Here is a 21,287-nt window from a genome sequence, read left to right on the forward strand (position 1 = left end):
GGGGCCGCTAAAGCTCCCGGGCCACCATCTTTGCTGCCTCAAGTGCCGAGTAAAGATCACCTTCTGTAACTCCTTAATGACAACCCGTTAATCGCCCCCTCCTGAATCCCTTCTCTAAAAGCTGACGCAGTATCTGCTAGTTTCTATACCCTGCAATCTATTGACCCAAAACGGCTTGCTACAACAGCTAAACTTATTGGAATGCCTAAATATTAAACCACTGGAAACCCTTAGCTGGCGTGAAAAGTACTGTTTGCTATGGAAAAGCCTGGAAAGGGTATGCTTAAGTCCACTGTCGCTGCCTTACTGATTTTGGTGATCTTCGCCTGCACTAAGAACCCTTTGAGTGATATTAGTGTTGACGACTTTCACCCTGAGGCACAGGTAGGCATTTACACAGTATCTCAAAGTGAATGTGCACTCATGAGATACCGAAAGATTATTAAAAGTGATTCACCTGTTGGATGCGAGCGCTTGCGAAAGGTCGTCTTCAACTTCTTCCCTATTTCCAGTCGACTCATGAGGAGTACTTTTGCGCTCGACAGTTTATACAGAAGCATACCTCCCCCGAGTAGCGGGATTCGCCAGAGAGCGGCAAACAACGTGGTGCCCCATCCAAAAGGGGCCGTGATCGTCCTCGATGTTGTAGCCGGTGAAGTGCTTAATTTGTTTGGCGAGTTATATCGATTGAAATTTCCTATTAAATCTGCAATTCCAATCGAATATTTCAGCCAACAAGAGAGGGTAACTGAGGATATGAATAATACGCTGGCATTCGACTCTCGATTCATCACCAATGAAACCAGGTGGTCAGAGCATGCCTATGGAGTCGCTATTGATATTAACCCTATACAGAACCCTTACCTGGATATTGAAAATACCTCCAGGGCTGAAGTAATACCCAGGGATGCTACTGAGGGATATTTAAATAGAGCAAAGTATCGAGTTGGAAAGCCGGTTCGCGTGGGGATGACAGAAGATGTGGCCCTAGTATTTGCCAAACACGGCTTTGCTGTTTGGGGTGGCGATTGGAATACGCCGATTGATTATATGCACTTCCAGGTAGGCTCTCGCCAATTTATTGACTATCTGGTGGCCTTGCCTTTAGAGGGGGCAAAAGTATTGTTTCGCCGTTATGTAAGCCAGCTTAATCAGTGTTTAGAGATGGGTGGCGCGAGGAATGACGCCGCCCTTCTCAGGAAGTCCTGCGTAGAGGAGGTTACGGCAGCATTTGAGCCACAATGACCAAAAGTGGGGCAAGAGCCACCGACTCTCACTATCAAGTTAAAAACCGCTTGACCGGAGAGCGAAAATACATATACTGCTGCCAACAGCTAAAAAGTAAGTTACCTTTGTTTACACTCTCCATTTCGTCGCATCTCTGTAGTACTTCGTCCTGTAGATTTTTAAAGTTAAGTCTATTTTTTCGCTATTCATGCCTCATATGAAGGCTTACCCCTATTTGTTTTCAGGATATTATTATGTCTAACACTACTACCGGCACCGTTAAGTGGTTCAATGAAGAAAAAGGCTTTGGCTTTATTGCACAGAAGTCCGGCCCCGATGTCTTCGCACACTTTAGCGCAATCGCAAGCCCTGGGTTCAAAACCCTGGCCGAAGGTCAAGCGGTTGAGTTTGTCGTAACTCAGGGCAAAAAAGGCCCACAAGCAGAAAACATCGTCTGCATCTAACGGCTAGCTACCTTAGCGACTGAGTGACCCTACTGAGTCGCTTTGCGTTTCGCAGGTTGAGATACACTTTTCGAGTATCTCAACCTCGACTATGGGTATCCAATCACTTTGAATACCCACCTATTTTAAGTCCTCAATTTCAATTGAGTGATACCCGCCACCCTGCCTTGCCGAGTTATATCTGATCTGCACCGACACATCATTTAAGCCTTTATCAAGCACAACGTTCCTGGCGGTTTTCTGAGAGAAATTATGAATTCAGCCTTAGTAACGGCGCCCTCCTCCTCTGACACCTCAAAATACAGTAATCCCATCCCCGATCGTGCATTCATTATCAATTTGCTCAAAAAAAGCAATAAAGCATTGGATCGGCAGCAACTGGCCCGAGCATTATCTTTGTCCGGCAAAGAACAGAACGAAGCCTTACGCCGCCGCTTGCGTGCCATGGAGCGCGATGGACAGCTCTCCTTCGATCGACAGCAAGGTTACAGCTTAACTAGGGCAGAAGATTTGATAACTGGGCGCGTGATTGGCCATCCAAATGGCTTTGGCTTCCTTGCCTGCGATGACACCGAAGATGACCTATATCTTTCAAATACCGAAATGTCCACGGTATTTGATGGTGATCGCGCCCAGGTTCGCATAACCGGTGTTGACCACCGCGGCCGACAGCAAGGCGTCATCGTCAAAGTACTTGAACGGAATACCACTCATGTGGTTGGGCGCTTGCACGTCGAAAATCAGGACTACTTCCTTAAGCCCGAAAACAGCCGTATCGCCCATGAGATTGATGTCGATAGCGATCAACTGATGGGGGCAAAAGCCGGCCAATATGTGTCTGTAGAAATCATCGAGGCCCCCTGCCGCCGCTACAATGCCTTCGGAAGGGTGACGGAGCGGCTAGGTGATGCGATGGCCCCCGGCATGGAAATCGAAGTGGCGATACGGGGCCACGATATCCCCCATCGCTGGCCCCAGGAAACCACCAGGGCCGCGAAACACATGGGAGGCGAGGTCGCAGAAACCGATAAACTAAATCGCACCGACTTTAGATCACTGCCCTTTGTGACTATTGATGGTGATGATGCGCGCGACTTTGACGACGCCGTCTATTGCGAAAAGACCAGGACCGGCGGATGGCGATTATTTGTCGCCATCGCGGATGTTTCCCACTATGTTATGCCCGGTGGCGCATTGGATCAGGAGGCGCAAAAGCGCGGCACTTCGGTTTACTTCCCAGGACATGTCGTCCCCATGCTGCCAGAAGCACTTTCCAACGGCTTATGCTCATTAAATCCCCACGTTGACCGGCTAGTTATGGTCTGTGAAATAACACTCACCGCCTCTGGCAAAATGACAGCCTATAAGTTCTCGGAAGGGGTGATTCACTCACACGCCAGACTTACTTACAACCAGGTGAATACATTATTAACCTCACCTGATTCCGGTCCTGGGCTTACTGTGGCTCGCCAATATTCAGCTGTAGTGCCCCATATTCACACGCTGCATAACCTTTACACCGTATTGAGAAAGGCGCGGGCAAAACGCGGCTCAATGGATTTCGACAAGCAAGAAGTACAATTTAAATTTAATAAAGATCGCAAGATTGATCAGATAATTCCCGTCATTCGTCATGACGCACACAGAATGATTGAAGAGTTCATGCTGTGCGCCAATGTTGCGACAGCACGATTCTTAGAGAAACTGAAAATACCGGCGCTATATCGGGTTCATGACGGGCCCAGAGATAAAAAACTGACCAATCTACGCGCATTTCTCGGTGAAAAAGGACTCAGCCTGGCAGGCGGCGACAAGCCCTCGCCTGCCCACTATGATCGCTTGCTGAGGAGTATTGACCAGCGTCCTGATGCCGATATTATCCGCACAATGATGCTGCGATCACTCAGTCAGGCGGAATACAGCCCCGACAATCAAGGCCATTTTGGCTTGGCTTATTCCGCGTATGCGCACTTTACATCACCGATTCGCCGCTATCCTGACCTGCTCGTACACCGAGCGATTCGTTCGGAGATTCGCCAGGCAAGCCGTATAAACCCCTTGCGTGAAGCACTGAGGTTCTTCACTGGCGCTGGCAGAGGTTCCGTGCAGCGCTATAAACATGCAGAACTTTTAAATCCCGCAACAAGCTATCCCTACGACAAAACGGCTATGCGGGATTTGGCTGAGCATTGCTCAACCGTTTCCCGGCGCGCAGACAAGGCGAGCTGGGAGGTTGAAGCCTGGTTAAAATGTGAATATATGCAGGATTTTGTAGGTGACTGCTTTCGTGGTGTCGTCAGCAGCATTGCCCACTTCGGCCTGTTTATCGAGCTTGAAGATATCAAGGTTGAAGGGCTGATCCACATCTCTGCCCTAAAAAACGATTTTTATAATTTCGATGCCGCCAGACAGCGACTCAGCGGCGAGCGTAACAAGACCAGCTACGGTCTTGGCGATGCTGTCGATATTCGCGTAGTTCGAGTCGATATGGAACGGCGCAAGATTGAATTTGAGCTGGAAGGCCAGCAGGGCCGAAAGAAACCATTTAAGAAAAAGTGATTGGAAAATATTGCTCTTTCAACCAGCAACAACTGGCCGTCAGATTACGCGACCTTGGGTGCGCAAAAGTTTTTAGGGGAGCTTGAGGATTGGCAAAAGCCTTGGTTGAGCTCAACCTAAAAATCAAGCGTCGTGCTGACCGTTTGATCGAACATCACACTCGAATTTCACGGTCGCAGACCAATGCAAGTGTATACAGAGCACCTTTACTGGAGGTGCCCTGTAGATTCCGGTTAAGTCACAAGGGGCAATTTGGTGAGTTACCCAGCCTGGCTACAGGCGTGAAGGGTGGCTTCCTGGATCGCCCTCTACATGGGGTTTATCATTATGTGTCACGCCGTGAGAGGATTCGGTGGGCAACTCCCAGTCCCCCTCTTTACTCCAGGGATCATCTTCAGGAAAATCTTCAATGTAGATTTCCTTTTCTTCATAGTCCGGCTGGAAACGCAAATCATATTGTGCCGCTTTGACAATAGAGACGCATAACAGAAGCGCCACAATTAACAGTGGAACACCTCCAATAACGCTGGCAGTTTGCAGGGTATCCAGCCCGCCTAGAAACATCAGGGTGACAGGCATAACAGACAAAGCAAATGCCCAGAAAACCCGATTCCAACGTGCCGGTTCTTCATCCACCTCTTTTTGTACTACTGCCGCAAGAATATAAGAAATCGAATCAAAGGTAGTTGCGGTAAAGATCAAAGCGAGCACGGTGTAAACCAATATTACGAGCTTGCTTGCGGGCAACGTCTTCAAGATAGCAAATATTGCCGCGGTTGCCCCCTCCTGATTGAGCATCTGAACAACGTCCAACTCCCCAGAAAACTGCAGATAGACACCGTAGTTCCCTAGCACCATGAAGAACAGGAAGCACCCCAAGGTACCAAAGAATATGGAGCCCACCACCATCGCTTTGATCGTCCTACCGCGGGAGATTCTTGCAATAAAGAGGCCCACGCTCGGTGCGAATACCAGCCACCAGGCCCAGTAAAAAATAGTCCAATCCTGCGGAAAGTGGGTATCTGGAAAACGCTCAAACTGTGCAAAGGGCTCCGTCCAAGAGGCCATATGAAAGATATTGTCTAACACTCGCCCCAGGGCGTCCAAGCCCGTATTCAGCATGAACAGTGTGGGGCCCACTAAAAATACAAAAGCGAGTAGTGTGACCGAAAGCCACATATTGACACTGGAAAGAGCTCTAATACCATTTTTTAGACCGACAAAAGCGCTATAACCAAAAATGAGCGTGCATAGCATGAGCACCAGAACTTGCGTCGTCAGGTCCCTAGGTACGCCGAACAACTCATGAGCCCCCTCTGTAATTAGAGGTGCCGCAATTCCCAGTGTTGTAGCACCCCCCCCAAGCATCCCAAAGATAAAGAGTACATCGACGAACTTTCCGATCCCTCCTTTGGCCCGCTCCTCGCCCAGCACGGGCATCAGAGCTTCACTAATCTTCAATACGCTATGGTTCCTCACGTAGTAAAAATAGGCGATAGGTAAGGCTGGTATGAGATAAATAGACCATGCCAGTGGCCCCCAATGGAATATGCCGTAGGCAACCGCCCAGCGCGCAGCTTCGGGAGTGCCACCCTCAACCTGGAAAGGTGGGGTTTGGTAGTAATAGATCCACTCCACCATCGACCAGTAGAGGATGGAGGCTCCAATACCGGAGCAAAACAACATAGAAGCCCAGGACACCGTAGAAAACTCGGGGTCCTCTTCGGCTGTTCCCAGCTTTATTTGGCCAATATCACTAAATACGATATAAACCATAAAAAGTATGGCCCCCACCCCGAGCAACAGATAAAAAACGCCCAGCTGATCAGTGACAAATTTTTTGGCGGTCAGCACCCATGCGGCACCAACATCAGGAAATATTACGAGCGGAACGGTAACCAGCAATAACAGTGCAAGTGACCCAAAAAAAGTGGGCTTATCGATAATTTCTCTGAAATTCTTTGTCAATGTAGTCCTCCAAAGCAGCAAAAGACCGACAAAATAAAAGCAAGCTCGATGTCACATAAAGCATGAGGACTGGTGATATGGCAGGAAAGAACTTTTATGAAGGCGGAACAAAGATTTATAAGGTATTTCTTATATTTGGGGCTGAATTCTAACAGGATTAGATATTATTTCAATCTGGGGCATTTAAATGCGACTTGAATGTTATTGTCAAGCTAGCTCCCTGAATGTTAACTTGCTGCATTGCCATGAGAAAATTTATAGCCGCTCAATTTACATGATTGCAGACAAGTATCGACATCTTGGTAAAGTGATAATCATAGGACGAGCGCCCTAAAAGGCAATCAATAGGCTACCAGGTAAAAAGGTAAATCCAGTGATTTCGAGGGTTTAGGTTTTCTTTTGACTGGGTGCTTTTTGATCCCTTGAGTTCCTCGCCTCTGTCTCACTAGATGTTGCCCAGTCACCCTCTTCGCTCCACGGATCATCTTCAGGAAAATCATTTATATAGATTTCTTTCTCTTCGTAACTGGGTTGGTAGCGTAAATCATATTGAGCCGCCTTTACGATAGAGATGCACAGTAACAGAGCCACGATCAATAGCGGGACGCCACCAATAATACTTGCAGTTTGCAGGGCATCCAGACCACCAAGAAACATCAAGGTAATAGGCATTACAGATAGGGTAAACGCCCAAAACAAACGGTTCCAGCGGGCTGGTTCTCCAATAATTTCTTTTTGCACAACAGCAGCGAGGATATAAGATATGGAGTCGAATGTGGTGGCGGTAAAAATTAATGCAAGCACGGTGAAAGCCAATATAACCAGCTTACTCATTGGCAATGTTTGCAATATGGCAAATATTGCCGCAGTTGCCCCCTGCTGGTTGAGCGTTTGCACCACATCCAGCTCTCCAGAAAACTGTAGATAGACGCCATAATTCCCCAGAATCAAGAAAAACAGGAAGCACCCCAGGGTGCCATAGAATATGGCACCAACAACCATTGCTTTAATGGTGCGCCCTCGAGAGATTCTAGCGATAAACAGACCGACACTTGGCGCAAATACTAACCACCAGGCCCAGTAAAAGATGGTCCAATCTTGAGGGACATACGTTTGGGGAAATTGTTTAAATCGACCAAATGGCTCCGTCCAGGTCGCCATATGAAAAAGATTATTCAGGACCTTCCCCAAAGAGTCCAATCCCGCATTCAACATAAATAATGTGGGACCTGCAATAAAGACAAAAGCGAGCAAAAGAATGGATAGCCACATATTGACATTGGAGAGTGTTTGTATTCCCCTTTTCAGTCCAGCAAATACACTACACCCAAAAATAAAAGTGCAAAGCATCAGAATAAAAATTTTCGTGGGTATCCCTGTAGACACACCGAATAGTTCGTGAGCGCCTTCGGAGATTAAAGGGGCAGCAATCCCCAGGGTGGTGGCCCCACCTCCAAGCATACCAAAAACAAAACACACATCGATTAACTTACCAATCCCACCCTTTGCCCGCCTCTCACCCAAAACTGGCATAAGAGCTTCACTTATCTTTAATACGCTGCGATTTCGCACATAATAAAAGTAAGCGATGGGAAGAGCTGGAATGAGGTAAATTGACCAGGCTATAGGCCCCCAGTGAAATATCCCATATGCCATGGCCCACCGTGCCGCCTCGGGAGTGTTTCCTTTTACCTCAAAAGGCGGTGTCTGGTAATAATAAACCCACTCCACCATCGACCAATAAAGAATAGATGCCCCTATACCAGTGCAAAATAACATGGAGGCCCAGGATAGTGTATTGAACTCCGGCTGCTCCTCGGGCTTCCCGAGTTTAATCTGGCCTATATCACTAAATATGATATAGGTCATAAAGAGTAATGCACCAACTCCAAGTACCAGATAAAACACACCCAACTCATCTGTTACAAAGTTCTTGGCCATGAGTACCCACTGCGCTCCCGACTTTGGATATAAAATGAGCGGTAGGGTAACCATTAAAAGCAAGGTGAGCGCCCCAAAGAAAGTGGGTTTGTCGATGATTCTTTTGAATTCCCCCATCAATACGTCTCTCCGGGGTTTTTATGGGAGCCGAATGGATTTAAACCAGAGCAATCAATTGGATGCAATGCTGCCTCATCAGCCGGATTGCCACAAGAAATGAAAGATTTACTGATAAGTCTAGCTGTATGGATGCCATCAAAAGGGGATATTTTGGGTAACGGGAATAGGTGAGGCTTGACCTGCTCCACACGAAAGTGGCGCCGCTGAACACTGACCAGCTTATAACAGTCTACAAGCAAGGCAGGCCTTGCTTGAGTGGAGGCGGAGCGATCAAGCGCTTAGTGGTGTATACACCAAGCGAACATCAATCGATCCCACCAAAAAGTATAGAGGGCTTCTGTCAATCTATGAGGTTACGTTTTTAATGAGCGCTCCAACTGGGCAAACTGCCCTTGGATCATGGCTTTTTCCCGAGTAAGAATGCGATTCTCATCGTTGAGCAGTTCAAGTCGATCTCGTGCTGTGATGAGTTCAGACTCAAGCCTCTCCAGCGAATACTGTTGTAGCTGCATCGCCTTTTGGGATGCGGCCTCATCACTTTGCAGCTTTGAAATTTGCTCACGCAAGCCGGTGAGCGCTGCAAGATTGTCCCTTAGCGCAGAACCCCGCTCCTCTGATTGCTGTTTGAGACTTGCGGCTTCCGCGCTCGCGCTACCTATTTGTTCCCTGAGGTCCTGCTTCTCCCGGTTGAGCTCAATAATGAGCGCCTGTGCCTGCTTATAGAGCAGTTCCAGTTCATTGAATCTGCGTTCGGTGAGGGCCTGCTGCTCATGGAGAGCGGCCACCTGGTCCTTCAGTTGCTCCGCGGCTGCACGGTACTGATCCCGCTCATGTTGCCGATCGCTGGCTGTGCGCTGCTGGAAGTGTTCAAAATGATCACGTATATCTCTGTTTTCTTGCTTAACTTCCTCGATCGTTGTCTTTTGCTCGAGGATGCGCTCTGCCGCCTCCTGCCTCTGGTAGTCACTTTTTTCCAGGGCTGCCTGGGTCTGTTCCAGGGCTTGCTTGAGTCTGCGGTTTTCACTTTCAGCAACAGAAAGTTTTTGCTCGACCTCCCTGAGCCTGACGGATTGCTCGCTGGAAGTGGCGCGTATTTCTTCCAGCTGCGCGTTGATCACCGCCTCTTGAGCCTGAAACTCCTGCTGCACCTCCTCTACCCGCTTATCTGCTACCCCCTGAATTCTCTGATGCAACCCTTTCAGGGCCTCAATCAGGTCTTTGGGGAGCCCACTGATATCAGTATCGGTCGTAGATTCATTGCGCCACCGCTTGAGTAGCGGAGCAATTGTGCTTTTGCTGCCGGTACCCAGCTGCTCCCGCACCCGATCCACGGTGGGATCTTCCCCGCGCCCCTTAATCGTCTTTGCCGCCTGGACAATATCCAGATAAGTGACACCAGTGCGTGCCATAAGCTCTTCCTCAGATTATTTCGTTATGAATTACGTATTACGTATTATTACATAATATTTATATTTTGAGTATTTCTTGAATGCCGCCATATAACCTTCGATAATGATTCTTATCGAAGGTTATAATTCTATAATTGCCCCCAGATAACGTACCTTTGGTACACAAGAGGGGACCAGAAGCGACTCAAGGCCATGAAAAAACTCACCACCGCATCGACGAGAAGCAATCACAAGCCTCTAACCCCTGTTACACCGAATCAGGTGGGCGAACTACTCACTGAGGAGGCCATCCAGAAATATCTGAGCGCAGCCACTGCAGACAGCACCCGCAGGGCTTATCGCTCGGCCATACGCCAGTTCGAAAAATGGGGCGGCCGACTGCCAACCGATAGCAGTGGACTTGTCCGATACATCCTGAAGCGCGCAGAACATCTCAACCCGCGCACCCTGGATCTCCATCTCACCGCCATCGGTCAGTGGCACCAGTACCAGGGCATGTTTAACCCGGTAACAGACGCCTTGGTGCAGAAAACCATGCGGGGAGTTCGCCGCACACACGGCAAGCCAAAGCAAAAATCTAAGGCACTCAGCCTCCAGCACATAGCCGCTTTGACGCGGTATTTGCGCGAGCAGCCGGCAACAAAGAAAAATGCCCGGGATCTCGCGTTGATTCTGGTTGGGTTCTTTGGTGCTTTCCGGCGCAGTGAACTGGTCGCCATACAGGTGGAGGATCTAATTTGGGAGGAGGAGGGCCTCATTGTAAGACTTCCCAAGTCGAAGACGGATCAGAGCGGTCAAGGTATGATGCGCGCCCTACCCTACGGCTCCCCCGGAGCTTGCCCGGCAAAAGCACTCCGATCCTGGCTGGAGGCTGGCGGCATTGACAGTGGCCCTGTATTTCGTGCGGTAAATCGCTGGGGCTCCATCCAAGAAAGGCAACTGAATCCTACCGCCATCAATGACTTGCTGAAAAAGCTAGGTTTGGCCTGTGGCTTTGAGTTTGTCGATGAACTCAGCAGCCACAGCTTTCGTCGAGGCCTCTCCACGTCTGCCGCTCGGGAAAAAGTGGGATTTGAACTTATTAAGAAACAAGGCGGCTGGAAGAGTGATGCCACGGTGTGGGAGTACATCGAAGAAGGGCAGCAATTTAGCGAAAATGCTTCCGCCATTTTGATGAAGAAAATGGCGGAGCTGTTATAGCTCTGGCTGGGTCATTACGCTCTTGATACCAACGGTGGAGGGCGGCTAACTACAAGATACCGTCACCATTAAATATACGGATCAACTGCTGGGTTGAACCTTAATCTATGATTCTAAACTGGGAGACCCTTCACGAAGCGCCCCCAAACCATTCGCCCGAAGTAGCAGTCTTCAGCTGCTAGTTATTTTGCCCCTGCTGCTTGTGCGTCTTATTAAAAATCGCTTCCCATTCCTGATTGAACTGTGATGGCATTGGTTTAGGGCTCTTTTTGAACAGCACAACACCCACATGAGCCTCATGGTTGTGGGGTTCAGAAGTCACCTCTTCAACAAATCCATGCATTATTCCTTTGCTGTCGAGGATGAAACTGCCGGAACTCTCATCGGAAACATCGACGGTCACTATATGAGTGGTTTCGCCCATTTTAGAAAAAGCAAAGATGCCGATATCTTGACCGGTGGTCATGCCATCTTTGGACTCTTCGACCGCGCTGAGCTGATGCTTTATATCGGCAGGCTTTTTAATAGTATCCATAAATCGCCCCCCCCCTCCTGACTTCGTCACCTTAAAAACTTTAAAGGTTCGGCAATATTGGTTCTTTTTTAGCGTTAAGGCGTTTGTACTATGCTCGTAAAGCATAAAAGACTCGTCAGCGATTGCACACCAAACTCCATCCAAACGGTTCTTCGTATCGGGGTTGGCTTGGATTGAATTTGGATAAGAGACTAATAACACTACAGCCCCGAGCAACAGAATACTGAGATGAGCTTGTTTAATCTTCATAGTGTTTACCTGTTTGGTGAAGGGGCCGCTATGTGGGGATGCCTAGCGAATGATTCGAACTCCATTGAGAAAGACCGGTCGGTACAAACTGAGTGACTAACACCTTAAGTATTACCATGATCCTACCCACCAGCTGCAGAAATTTAGTTTCTCATTTTTATCCTGCCAGCCTAAATGACAGCTGCCCGTCGCTAGATAACCAGCAACCGGATAACCTCCTTAGAGCATTCACCCAACGAGTTTAGTGATGGAAATAAGTCTGATTGAAAAATCACAGATAGCCATGAGAAGTTATTCTCATAATTTTAGTGACAAAGTATGGGGCGTAACCATAAAGCGATAGGCTAGTATTTTAGCTTTGTAATCCTCTGCGTCTTTGCTCCGTAATTACAAAAACCGCCATTCGCTTCTCTTAATACCTAATTTATAGGCAGATCATTCGAGGAAGCCAACGATGCCCCTAAAGCCAACGCAAATAGAAGAATGTGAATCCAGCCCTTGGAGTTTCTCAGACCTAAAAGCCCTATTCCTTAATTGCACGCTAAAACCAACACCGGAACTCTCACACACAGAAGGACTAATTAACCTTTCCCAAGAGATTATGGAGCGTAACTGTGTTTCGGTATCAGTTCTCAGGCCGGTAGACCATGACATTGCCTTTGGCATCTATCCGAATATGACAGAACACGGCTGGGAAAACGATGAGTGGCCCACTATCTACAAACAGGTCAAAGAGGCCGACATACTGGTGCTCACCACCCCAGTCTGGCTCGGTGAAAAATCCTCAATCTGTACGCAAACAATAGAACGCCTCTACGCCAATTCATCAAACCTCAATGAAAGGGGGCAGTATGCCTACTATGGAAAAGTGGGTGGTTGTTTGATCACTGGTAATGAGGATGGCGCTAAGCACTGTGCAATGAATATTCTCTACTCTCTACAGCATCTAGGCTTTCTCATACCTCCTCAGGCGGATGCCGGCTGGGTTGGCGAAGCCGGCCCCGGCCCCTCATATCTCGACCCAGAATCAGGAGGACCGGAGAATGACTTTACCAATCGCAACACCGCCTTTATGACCTGGAATCTTTTGCATATGGCACGAATGCTCAAGGATGCCGGCGGAGTCCCCGCCCATGGTAACCAGCGCTCCGCCTGGGACGCAGGTTGTCGGCCGGACTTCCCCAATCCCGATTATCGCTAAAGCGCTGATAGACGCTGGGCATCGACTCGGTGAGTTGATCATTTGGACCGACCAGAGGACTAAGGAACCTCTGGCTTTGAATGTACTTTACATATCAAGGCGCTGCTTTGTGGAAATGTCTGAACCTTTCAAAAAGCTCCAAAGCAATGTTTGGGGCGCTCCGAAAGCCCCGTCGGACGGGCCTTGGGGCTGTAACGGCTGAGCTTGTAGGTCCTGCCACTTCCGATGAGCGCCTCGAACATCTGCGCCCTCAAGATCCGCAGAGCGATTACGGAATTATTCAGCGGCCGCCTAAATTTATGAACGGATCAGAGACCTCTATATTTTCCATCAGGAATATTTACAAGCAGGGACCTAAGGAGATACATTGCGCCACCTTTTAGCCCCACCAAACCTCTCTCGGCCGAATATCCATCAGCTATGCTTGCCGGGCAATAGTCAGAGGAGGTTGTTGTATTTAGCCCCATCGAGGAATGCGTTTTCGAATGAAACCCGAGATACTGGAACATATTCTCGCAAGTAAACTTTTTATCAGCTTCTGTGTCATCGTAGTTATTTTATTGCTGCGTGGGTTCTTCACGCTTGCGATTGTCCGCAGTAACTGGGCTAAGGCAGATAAGCGTCGCCGGATTAATACGGTACATAACATTGGTAATCTGCTGCTGGTAATTGGTGTTATTGCCGTTTGGATCACAGAACTACGCGAATTTGCTTTATCGATAGCCGCCTTCTCGGTAGCCATTGTCCTTGCTTTGAGGGAAGTCGTTCAGTGTCTGGTTGGCGGCCTATATCAAGCCAACATGCGCTCTTTCACCGTTGGTGACTGGATCCGTGTGGGTGATCAGTTTGGAGAGGTTACGGACAGCGACTGGTTGAGCACCACCTTATTGGAGATAGACCCACATGGTCTGGGTAATGGCTATACAGGCACAACGCTCTATATCCCCAATAATGCATTCTTTACCCAACCGGTAAAGAACTTAAATTTTATGCGCCGCTATATCGAGCACACGTTCTCAATTACTCGGGAGCGGAGCGAGGTTAACCCTTTTGAGGCAAAAAAATTTCTCGCAGAGCGCCTGAAGGAGCACTGCGATTCCTTTCGAGAAGTTGCCGAACGCTACTGCAAGCTTATTGAGAATCGTATGGGTGTGGAGCTGACAGGCCCCGATGCAAAGGTAAGTATTACAACCAATGAGCTTGGGCACGATGTCATCACTGCTAAGATATTCTGCCCGCGTGAGGAGGCGACTAACATCGAACAACTGGTAACGGAAGACTTCTACAACTTTTGGTTCGAGAAGACTAAAAAGTTGAAAGCTGAGCAGCAAGGAATTGAGCAGGCATGAGGATGCCCCCCTACTACTTTTTATTATTATGGTGAGGCTTGTTCATTAGCCTCCAACTCTCCCAGGCGCTGGCGGATAATCTCCGCCAATCGCCGAGCTCCAGGACCGATATCATCTCGGTTAGGATAAATCAGGTACATTGGCACCACTCTCTCACTCCCCCCCTGCAAAGGAAGTATTTTTAGACTCTTCTCTGATAGTTCATTAAGGATCTTATCTTTCGGCAACCATGAAAAGCCATGTCCTTTACAGGCAGCGCCGATAACAGAGGATATATTGCTTAGTGTCCACCGCTTCGCTACTTCAACCGTCAGCGTTTTGCCATCACTCTGGGGGTTGGAATCCCGCACCAGTAAGTGCCGGTAGTTGCGTAAATCATTCACGGTCAGGGTTCGATTTAGCTGATGTAATGGATGCTCGGGATGAGCAACGGGGATAACACGTGGAGAGGCTGGCAGCAGCTCACCGTTGTGACCAAGTGGGATACGCGGATCGATGGCAAAATCTACCTTTCCTTTTTGTAGTACTTCAAGTGCACCACTAATCACCGTTTCATAGACCTCAACCCGGGTCTGCGGGCTCTCCTCCCCAAATAACGCCAAGCAATCGAGCATCAACCACATAGGGAACAACACTTCTACAGAAATTGAAATCTGCGATTCCCACCCGACGGATGCCCTACGTGCGGATAATTCCAGGGCGGAAGCATCTTCTAACAATTGCCGAGCATGACGGTACAACATATCGCCCGCTGTCGTCAGCACCGCTTTGCGTCCACTAATTGTGAAAGCAGCCACTCCAAGCACGGACTCTAGCTTTTGCACTGCATAGCTCACTGAAGATTGGCTCTTATGCAAACGTTCTGCTGCCTGAGCGTATCCTCCACCCTCTACAACGGCTACCAAACAGCGCCACTGCTCAAGGGTGATCTTCGGGTTTGTTGAATATTGATTTCCGAACTGACTAGGCATAATCGAATTTTTAGATGTATTTCAGCGAATATTTCTAATTTTTAATCGATTCATTCAATGTTTCAATAGCATTCAAGCAATTCAATTCATTTGGAGACCGTTATGGCAAAGTTACTTAACATCCAATCCAGCATGTTCCAAGCCGGTGGCCAGACCTCCCAGCTCGCCACAAAATATGTCCAGAACTGGAAAATGAACAACCCCAACGGGGAAGTGGTTCAACGTGATCTTGCCGCGCACCCCATCCCCCATTTGGATCTTGATCGCTTCCAAGCTTTCACCACTCCGGCTGAACAGCGAACCTCAGAACAACAGGCAGTGGCTGATTTCTCTGACAAACTGATCGAAGAGATCTCCTCGGCCGATGTCCTGGTATTGGGTGTACCTATGTACAACTTCGCCATCCCCTCCACATTGCACACCTACTTTGACCACATTGCTCGGGCTGGTATCACTTTCCGCTACACAGCCAATGGACCCGAAGGATTATTAGAAAACAAAAAGGCCATCATCTTTATCGCTCGCGGTGGCTATTACGGTGACGACCATGCACAGAGTGCATTTCTTCGTCAGTTCCTCGGTTTTGTGGGTATCACCGATGTAGAGTTTGTCTATATTGAGGGGCTTGCAACGGGTGATGAGGCCAAAGAAAAAGCCGTGACGGCGGCAAATGAGCGGATTTGTGAACTTGCTTAAAGTTCTAGGTGATTCAGGGCTAATGAGAAACCAAAAGGCCAGGCTGTATTATCCAACCTGGCCTTTCAGATAAAAATTTACAAAGATTCTACAGCCACTGCCTCTCTGTGTTCAGCAGCTTCAACTGGTGAAGAATCAGCTTTATCCACTGTTCGACCAAACAGTCTCTGCACCACCACAAAAAACAAGGGAATGAAGAATATCCCAAGAATTGTACCCACGAGCATGCCGCCCAGCACTCCGGTGCCGATGGCACGCTGCGCACCGGAACCCGCTCCGGTGGCAATCGCCAAAGGGAGTACACCCAAGCCGAAAGCCAGGGAAGTCATCAGGATCGGGCGCAGGCGATCGCGCACTGCATGCATGGTCGCTTCCACCAACTCCATACCACTTTCCAGGTTTTGCTTGGCAAACTCCACAATCAGGATAGCGTTCTTGCTGGTCAGGCCTACGGTGGTCAGCATGGCCACCTGGAAGTAAATGTCCCGCTCCATACCACGCAAACTATTAGCGAGTACAGCTCCGAGAATACCCAGGGGCGCCATCAGCAATACTGCCGTCGGTACCGTCCAACTCTCATAAAGTGCGGCGAGGCAGAGGAAAACGATCAATAAGGAAAGAATATAGAGCAGGGGTGTTTGTGCACCGGCGGCGCGCTCCTGATAGGAAAGGCCACTCCACTCTATACCAATCCCCGCCGGCAATTGGGCCACCAAGCTCTCCACTTCCGCCATGGCTTCACCAGAGCTGACCCCCGGTGCGGCCTGACCATTGATTTGCATAGACGGTACGCCGTTATAGCGCTCAAGACGGGGAGATCCGTACTCCCAGGCGAAGCTGGCGAAAGAGGATAAAGGCACCATATCGCCTCTATCATTGCGCACGGACCACAGCTGGAAGTCCTCCGGCGCCATGCGATACGGAGCGTCTGCCTGCATATAAACCCGCTTGACCCGCCCGCGATCGATAAAGTCATCGACATAGGAGCCTCCCCAGGCGGTACTCAACGCACTGTTAATATCGGCAATAGACAAGCCGAGGGCCGCAGCCTTGGCGTTGTCGATTTTCACTCGAAACTGGGGCGTATCCTCCTGGCCGTTGGGGCGCACGTTGGACAATAATTTGCTCTGTCCAGCCATCCCCAGGAATTGGTTGCGCGCGCCAGTGAGAGCCTCATGCCCCAGGTTGCCGTTGTCCTTTAGGTAGAAATTGAAGCCGCCAGAAGAGCCCAGCTCTGGCAGAGGCGGCGGCGCAAAGGCAAAGGCCATGGCATCTTTGATTTGCATCAGTGCGCCCATTGCGCGCATGGCTACCGCTCCGGCACTTTGTGATTCCTCTTCCCGCTCAGACCAGTCTTCCATATTCACAAAGGCGATACCGGTATTCTGGCCGCTGCCGGCAAAGCTAAAGCCTTGCACCGAAAATACCGACTTCACAGTGCCCTGCTCGTTATCCAGGAACTGGTCTTCCACTTTACGAATCGATTCCATCGTGCGCTCCTGGGTCGCACCCACGGGCGCCTGCACCATAGAGAAGAGCACACCTTGGTCTTCATCCGGCAGGAAGGAGCTGGGTAGGCGTAGGAACAAAAAGATCATAACGGCCGAAAGAGCGGCAAACAGCAGCATAAAGCGGCCACTGCGCTTGAGAATGCCTTGCACTCCGCCCTGGTAACGCTGGCTACCTCGCTCAAAGTTTCGATTGAACCAACCGAAGAAACCTTTCTCCCCGTGGCTTTCACCTTGTGAGAGCGGTTTGAGCAGCGTCGCACAAAGTGCGGGCGTCAGGACAATTGCTACCAGTACCGATAGGGCCATAGCCGCCACAATGGTTGCTGAGAACTGGCGATAGATTACACCGGTAGCGCCATCCATAAATGCCATAGGGACAAACACTGCCGACAGCACCACACCGATACCAACCAGCGCGGCGGTGATCTGGTGCATGGACTTTTTCGTGGCCTCCTTTGGAGATAGCCCCTCTTCGCGCATCACTCGCTCTACGTTCTCCACCACCACGATGGCATCATCCACCAGCAGACCGATGGCCAATACCATGGCAAACATGGTGAGCATATTGACCGAAAAACCCAATGCGGCAAGTACGGCAAAGGTACCCAGCAACACCACCGGCACCGCAATTGTGGGTATTAAGGTTGCGCGGAAGTTCTGCAGGAACAGGTACATCACCAGGAAGACCAGCACGATCGCTTCAATCAAAGTACTGATAACGCCTTTGATGGAGACCTCGACAAATGGCGTGGTATCAAAAGGTACGACCGAGGTTAGCCCTCGTGGGAAGAAGGGTTCCAACTCCTTAAGTTTCGCCTTAACCCCCTCAGCGGTTTCCAACGCATTGGCACCAGTAGCCAGATTAATGGCGATACCGGTTGCCGGCTGACGGTTGTAACGGGAGATAAACTCGTAATTCTCCGCCCCAAGCTCAACACGGGCAATATCCCCGAGGCGCAGCAGGGAGCCGTCTTTATTGGCACGCACTACGATTTCCCGAAACTGCTCCGGGGTTTGCAAGCGCCCTTGGGAAGTAATCGAGGCATTGAGTTGCTGCCCCGGTACCGCCGGGGCGCCGCCAAGGCTACCTACAGCTACCTGGGCATTCTGCGCGCGTACTGCCGCCGCTATATCAGAGGGCGCAAGATCGTAGGTGGTCAGCTTATTGGGGTCGAGCCAGATACGCATGGCGTACTTGGAGCCGAACACCTGCACATTGCCAACGCCGGGCACTCGACTGACCGGGTCCACAATGGCTGAATTGATGTAGTCGGCAATATCGTTGCGGTTCATGCTGCCGTCTTCGGACACGAAGCCCGCAACCATCAGGAAGCCGCCGCGGGACTTACTGACGTTCACCCCCTGTAGTTGCACCTCCTGGGGCAGCAGTGGCATTGCCAGCTGTACTTTGTTCTGGACCTGTACCTGGGCGGTATCCGGGTCGGTACCATTCTCAAATGTCAGGGAGATGGATACACCGCCGTTAGACTGACTGGTGGCAGACATATAAAGAAGGCCATCGAGGCCTTTCATATTCCGCTCCAGAATTTGCGTGACCGAGTCCTCCACCACTTTGGCGGAAGCACCGGGATAGTTCGCCTCGATATTGACGGAGGGCGGCGCGATATTTGGATAACGCTCCACCGCCAGCTTACTGATCGACAGGACACCCGCCAGCATGGTGATAATTGCCAGGACCCAAGCAAAAATGGGCCGGTTGATAAAAAAACTCGCCATAACTACCTCAGGAACCCTGCTTAACAGCGGTTTGTTCTTCGTCAGCCGCAGCAGGTGGTTGTGCGTCTTCACGTTCGCTGGGCTGGACCGGGGCCCCGGGGCGAATCTTCTGCAATCCGGCAATTACCACGCGGTCACCAACCTGAAGTCCCTCTTCGACCAGCCAGTGATTGCCGACTGTGCGGCTCACCCGCACGGACCGCTGGGCAACAATATTCTCTTCGTTGACGACCATGGCCGAAGTATTGCCCTTCGGGTCCCGCGCGATGCTCTGCTGGGGTACCAGAATGGCATTGTCTCGCACACCACTGCCCACAAGGGCCCGCACATACATGCCCGGAAGCAACATATTGTCTGGATTGGGTACGACTACTCGCAGCAACACGCTGCCGGTAGAGGGGTCAACACTCGCCTCAGCAAACTCCAGTTTGCCTTGATACTCATATTCACTGCCATCCTCCAACAAAATCGTCACTGGCAAATGAGCGGCATCGGACAGAGTGCCCGCCTGTAAAGAGCGGCGAAGGCTAACCAGCTCTGCGGCGGATTGAGTAACATCCACATAGATCGGGTCCAGCTGTTGCACTGTGGCCAAAGTTGCAGCCTGATTGGCCGTCACTAAAGCGCCCTGGGTCACGGTCGATTTACCGATACGACCGGTAATCGGTGCGGTAATCTGGGCATATTCCACCTGAATTTCCTTTCTCTGCAACTCGGCCCTGGCCGCTGCCACATCGGCGCGCGCCACTTGCAGATCTGCCTCTGCAGCGTCATTTTCCTGCTTACTCACTGCGCCACTCGCAACAAGGCCTGCGGTGCGCTCCGCTTTTAGCCGCCCAATATGCATGGCCGCATTGGCGCGTTGTAGTTTCGCTCGGGCACTGGCCACATCGGTTTGGTAAATGGCGTCATCTAGCTGGTAGAGCGGCTGATTTGCATCGACACGCCCCCCTTCACGGAACAATTGCTGTTTTATGATGCCACTAACCTGTGGACGGACTTCCGCCACCTTGAAAGGCGAAGTGCGTCCGGGCAATTCCCTCGTAAGGGTGACAGACTCAGATTCCAAGGTGACCACTGTTACCTGCGGCGCCATCATTGGCGGTGCGGAGACATTTTCATCACAGGCGGAAAGCAATGAGCTTGTGACCACAAGACTGAAGAATGCTTTTTTATTGAGCATGAATACCTCGATCAGGGCCTGACAGCCTGGGGACAGCAGTCAGTTACGGGGGAAATAGTAGACGTGACAGGAAGGTCCGACTCCAATGGATTGGTATTTTATGGGTAGTGATGAAACTCGATCAACTATTCATCAGCGTGTAATAATCGACTAAGATGCACTTTTACCCAGTGTTTTCAAGGGTTTGCACGAAGGTCTCATTTGTTTATCTTGCGGTGAAAGGCTGTGAATTTACGGTCAAATGAGGCGATTTTGATAAAGAAGAAGCTGCTGTTTCCATGGATAAATACAGAGAAAAGCAAAGACTCAAGACCCGAGAACGTATCCTGAACGCCGCAATCAGTGTTTTTTACGAGTGTGGTGTCTCCCATGCCTCCCTTGCGACAGTCGCCGAACTTGCCGGAGTCAGTCGTGATTCCCTCTTCAGCCATTTCCATGATCGGGTGGGCCTTCTCAATGCCTTGACCGAGCGCATGCCGTTGCCGGGTGAAACGCTCTGTGCAAATGCCGGTGACGAACTGAAAAGAGATCCCCTCGGCACCCTGCGTACCCGCTGGCTATGGTTGTTCGATGAAGTTGCCTGCAATCAGGAGTGGCAGCGACTCTTGGAAATTATTTTCCTGCCCTGCGATTCAGCCAGTGACGTCTGTGAGTCCACCCACCGCATCAAAATGGGGCGCACAGAGCGGCTTGAGCGTATGGGGCAATTACTGGAGGTGGCTCTTGCTTCCGGTCAACTACCGGCCGATCTGGATCTGGACCTGGCTCAGCAAATGCTCCACGGCGGCCTCTTTGGGGTGCTTGAGAGCTGGTTGCTTTCTCCACGTATAGAAGATCTCGGAGATTTAGGCGAGCGCTATATTGATACTCTCCTGGATATGATTCGCTTTTCGCCCGTACTGCGCCTGAACAGACAGCAAGTGCGGACCCTGCACTAATCTGAGCGATACAAAATTTGTCTCTAAAT

General features: G+C 50.1%; 15 protein-coding genes. 8 read left to right on the plus strand and 7 right to left on the minus strand.

Features of this window, described 5'->3' with window-relative positions; translation table 11 throughout:
• Positions 1-279: 279 nt before the first annotated feature.
• The 3 genes from ACCI51_RS14160 (at position 280) to rnr (ending at position 4,250) form a co-directional block, all read left to right on the plus strand.
• Positions 280-1,245, plus strand: a complete 966-nt coding sequence (locus tag ACCI51_RS14160) for a M15 family metallopeptidase (protein ID WP_371844201.1) — start codon at positions 280-282, stop codon at positions 1,243-1,245.
• 236 nt (positions 1,246-1,481) lie between these two features.
• Entirely contained in the window at positions 1,482-1,691 is a 210-nt protein-coding gene (locus ACCI51_RS14165) for a cold-shock protein (RefSeq protein ID WP_299586949.1), read from the plus strand.
• A 252-nt stretch (positions 1,692-1,943) separates the two neighbouring features.
• Positions 1,944-4,250 (plus strand): ribonuclease R, encoded by a 2,307-nt coding sequence (gene rnr, locus ACCI51_RS14170; RefSeq protein WP_371844202.1) that lies wholly within the window; start codon positions 1,944-1,946, stop codon positions 4,248-4,250.
• Positions 4,251-4,523: 273 nt separating this feature from the next.
• Here the strand turns inward: rnr and ACCI51_RS14175 are convergent, their stop codons facing one another.
• The 3 genes from ACCI51_RS14175 to ACCI51_RS14185 all read right to left on the minus strand — a co-directional run bounded on the left by ACCI51_RS14175 (position 4,524) and on the right by ACCI51_RS14185 (position 9,688).
• On the minus strand, positions 4,524-6,218 hold the full coding sequence (locus tag ACCI51_RS14175; RefSeq protein ID WP_371844203.1) for a BCCT family transporter: 1,695 nt from the start codon (positions 6,216-6,218) through the stop codon (positions 4,524-4,526).
• A 387-nt stretch (positions 6,219-6,605) separates the two neighbouring features.
• Positions 6,606-8,276 carry a BCCT family transporter gene (locus tag ACCI51_RS14180; RefSeq protein WP_371844204.1) on the minus strand — a complete coding sequence of 557 codons (1,671 nt, stop codon included), beginning with the start codon at positions 8,274-8,276 and terminating at the stop codon, positions 6,606-6,608.
• Positions 8,277-8,632: 356 nt separating this feature from the next.
• On the minus strand, positions 8,633-9,688 hold the full coding sequence (locus ACCI51_RS14185) for a DNA-binding protein (protein WP_371844206.1): 1,056 nt from the start codon (positions 9,686-9,688) through the stop codon (positions 8,633-8,635).
• 192 nt (positions 9,689-9,880) lie between these two features.
• On the opposite strand from ACCI51_RS14185, the gene ACCI51_RS14190 reads away from it, so the two are divergent.
• The gene (locus tag ACCI51_RS14190; RefSeq protein ID WP_371844207.1) at positions 9,881-10,888 is read left to right on the plus strand and encodes a site-specific integrase; all 1,008 of its coding nucleotides are present in this window, start codon (positions 9,881-9,883) and stop codon (positions 10,886-10,888) included.
• A gap of 178 nt (positions 10,889-11,066) precedes the next feature.
• Here ACCI51_RS14190 and ACCI51_RS14195 read toward each other — a convergent pair whose 3' ends face one another.
• Positions 11,067-11,672: a hypothetical protein gene (locus tag ACCI51_RS14195; RefSeq protein ID WP_371844209.1), complete on the minus strand. Its 606-nt coding sequence runs from the start codon at positions 11,670-11,672 to the stop codon at positions 11,067-11,069.
• Positions 11,673-12,126: 454 nt separating this feature from the next.
• Between ACCI51_RS14195 and ACCI51_RS14200 the strand changes: the two genes are divergently transcribed.
• Together ACCI51_RS14200 and ACCI51_RS14205 are read left to right on the plus strand one after the other, a co-directional pair.
• Positions 12,127-12,873: a flavodoxin family protein gene (locus ACCI51_RS14200; RefSeq protein WP_371844211.1), complete on the plus strand. Its 747-nt coding sequence runs from the start codon at positions 12,127-12,129 to the stop codon at positions 12,871-12,873.
• Between the two features lie 485 nt (positions 12,874-13,358).
• Positions 13,359-14,222: a mechanosensitive ion channel family protein gene (locus tag ACCI51_RS14205; protein WP_371844212.1), complete on the plus strand. Its 864-nt coding sequence runs from the start codon at positions 13,359-13,361 to the stop codon at positions 14,220-14,222.
• A gap of 26 nt (positions 14,223-14,248) precedes the next feature.
• Here ACCI51_RS14205 and ACCI51_RS14210 read toward each other — a convergent pair whose 3' ends face one another.
• Entirely contained in the window at positions 14,249-15,193 is a 945-nt protein-coding gene (locus ACCI51_RS14210; protein WP_371844213.1) for a LysR family transcriptional regulator, read from the minus strand.
• A 102-nt stretch (positions 15,194-15,295) separates the two neighbouring features.
• Between ACCI51_RS14210 and ACCI51_RS14215 the strand changes: the two genes are divergently transcribed.
• Positions 15,296-15,889 carry an FMN-dependent NADH-azoreductase gene (locus ACCI51_RS14215; RefSeq protein WP_299585864.1) on the plus strand — a complete coding sequence of 198 codons (594 nt, stop codon included), beginning with the start codon at positions 15,296-15,298 and terminating at the stop codon, positions 15,887-15,889.
• Positions 15,890-15,966: 77 nt separating this feature from the next.
• Here ACCI51_RS14215 and ACCI51_RS14220 read toward each other — a convergent pair whose 3' ends face one another.
• Positions 15,967-19,137: an efflux RND transporter permease subunit gene (locus ACCI51_RS14220; RefSeq protein ID WP_371844214.1), complete on the minus strand. Its 3,171-nt coding sequence runs from the start codon at positions 19,135-19,137 to the stop codon at positions 15,967-15,969.
• A 7-nt stretch (positions 19,138-19,144) separates the two neighbouring features.
• On the minus strand, positions 19,145-20,320 hold the full coding sequence (locus tag ACCI51_RS14225) for an efflux RND transporter periplasmic adaptor subunit (protein WP_371844215.1): 1,176 nt from the start codon (positions 20,318-20,320) through the stop codon (positions 19,145-19,147).
• A gap of 278 nt (positions 20,321-20,598) precedes the next feature.
• Between ACCI51_RS14225 and ACCI51_RS14230 the strand changes: the two genes are divergently transcribed.
• Positions 20,599-21,258, plus strand: a complete 660-nt coding sequence (locus ACCI51_RS14230) for a TetR family transcriptional regulator (protein ID WP_299585858.1) — start codon at positions 20,599-20,601, stop codon at positions 21,256-21,258.
• Positions 21,259-21,287 lie beyond the last annotated feature (29 nt).

The organism is Microbulbifer echini (genome assembly GCF_041447225.1).
Taxonomy (GTDB): domain Bacteria; phylum Pseudomonadota; class Gammaproteobacteria; order Pseudomonadales; family Cellvibrionaceae; genus Microbulbifer; species Microbulbifer echini.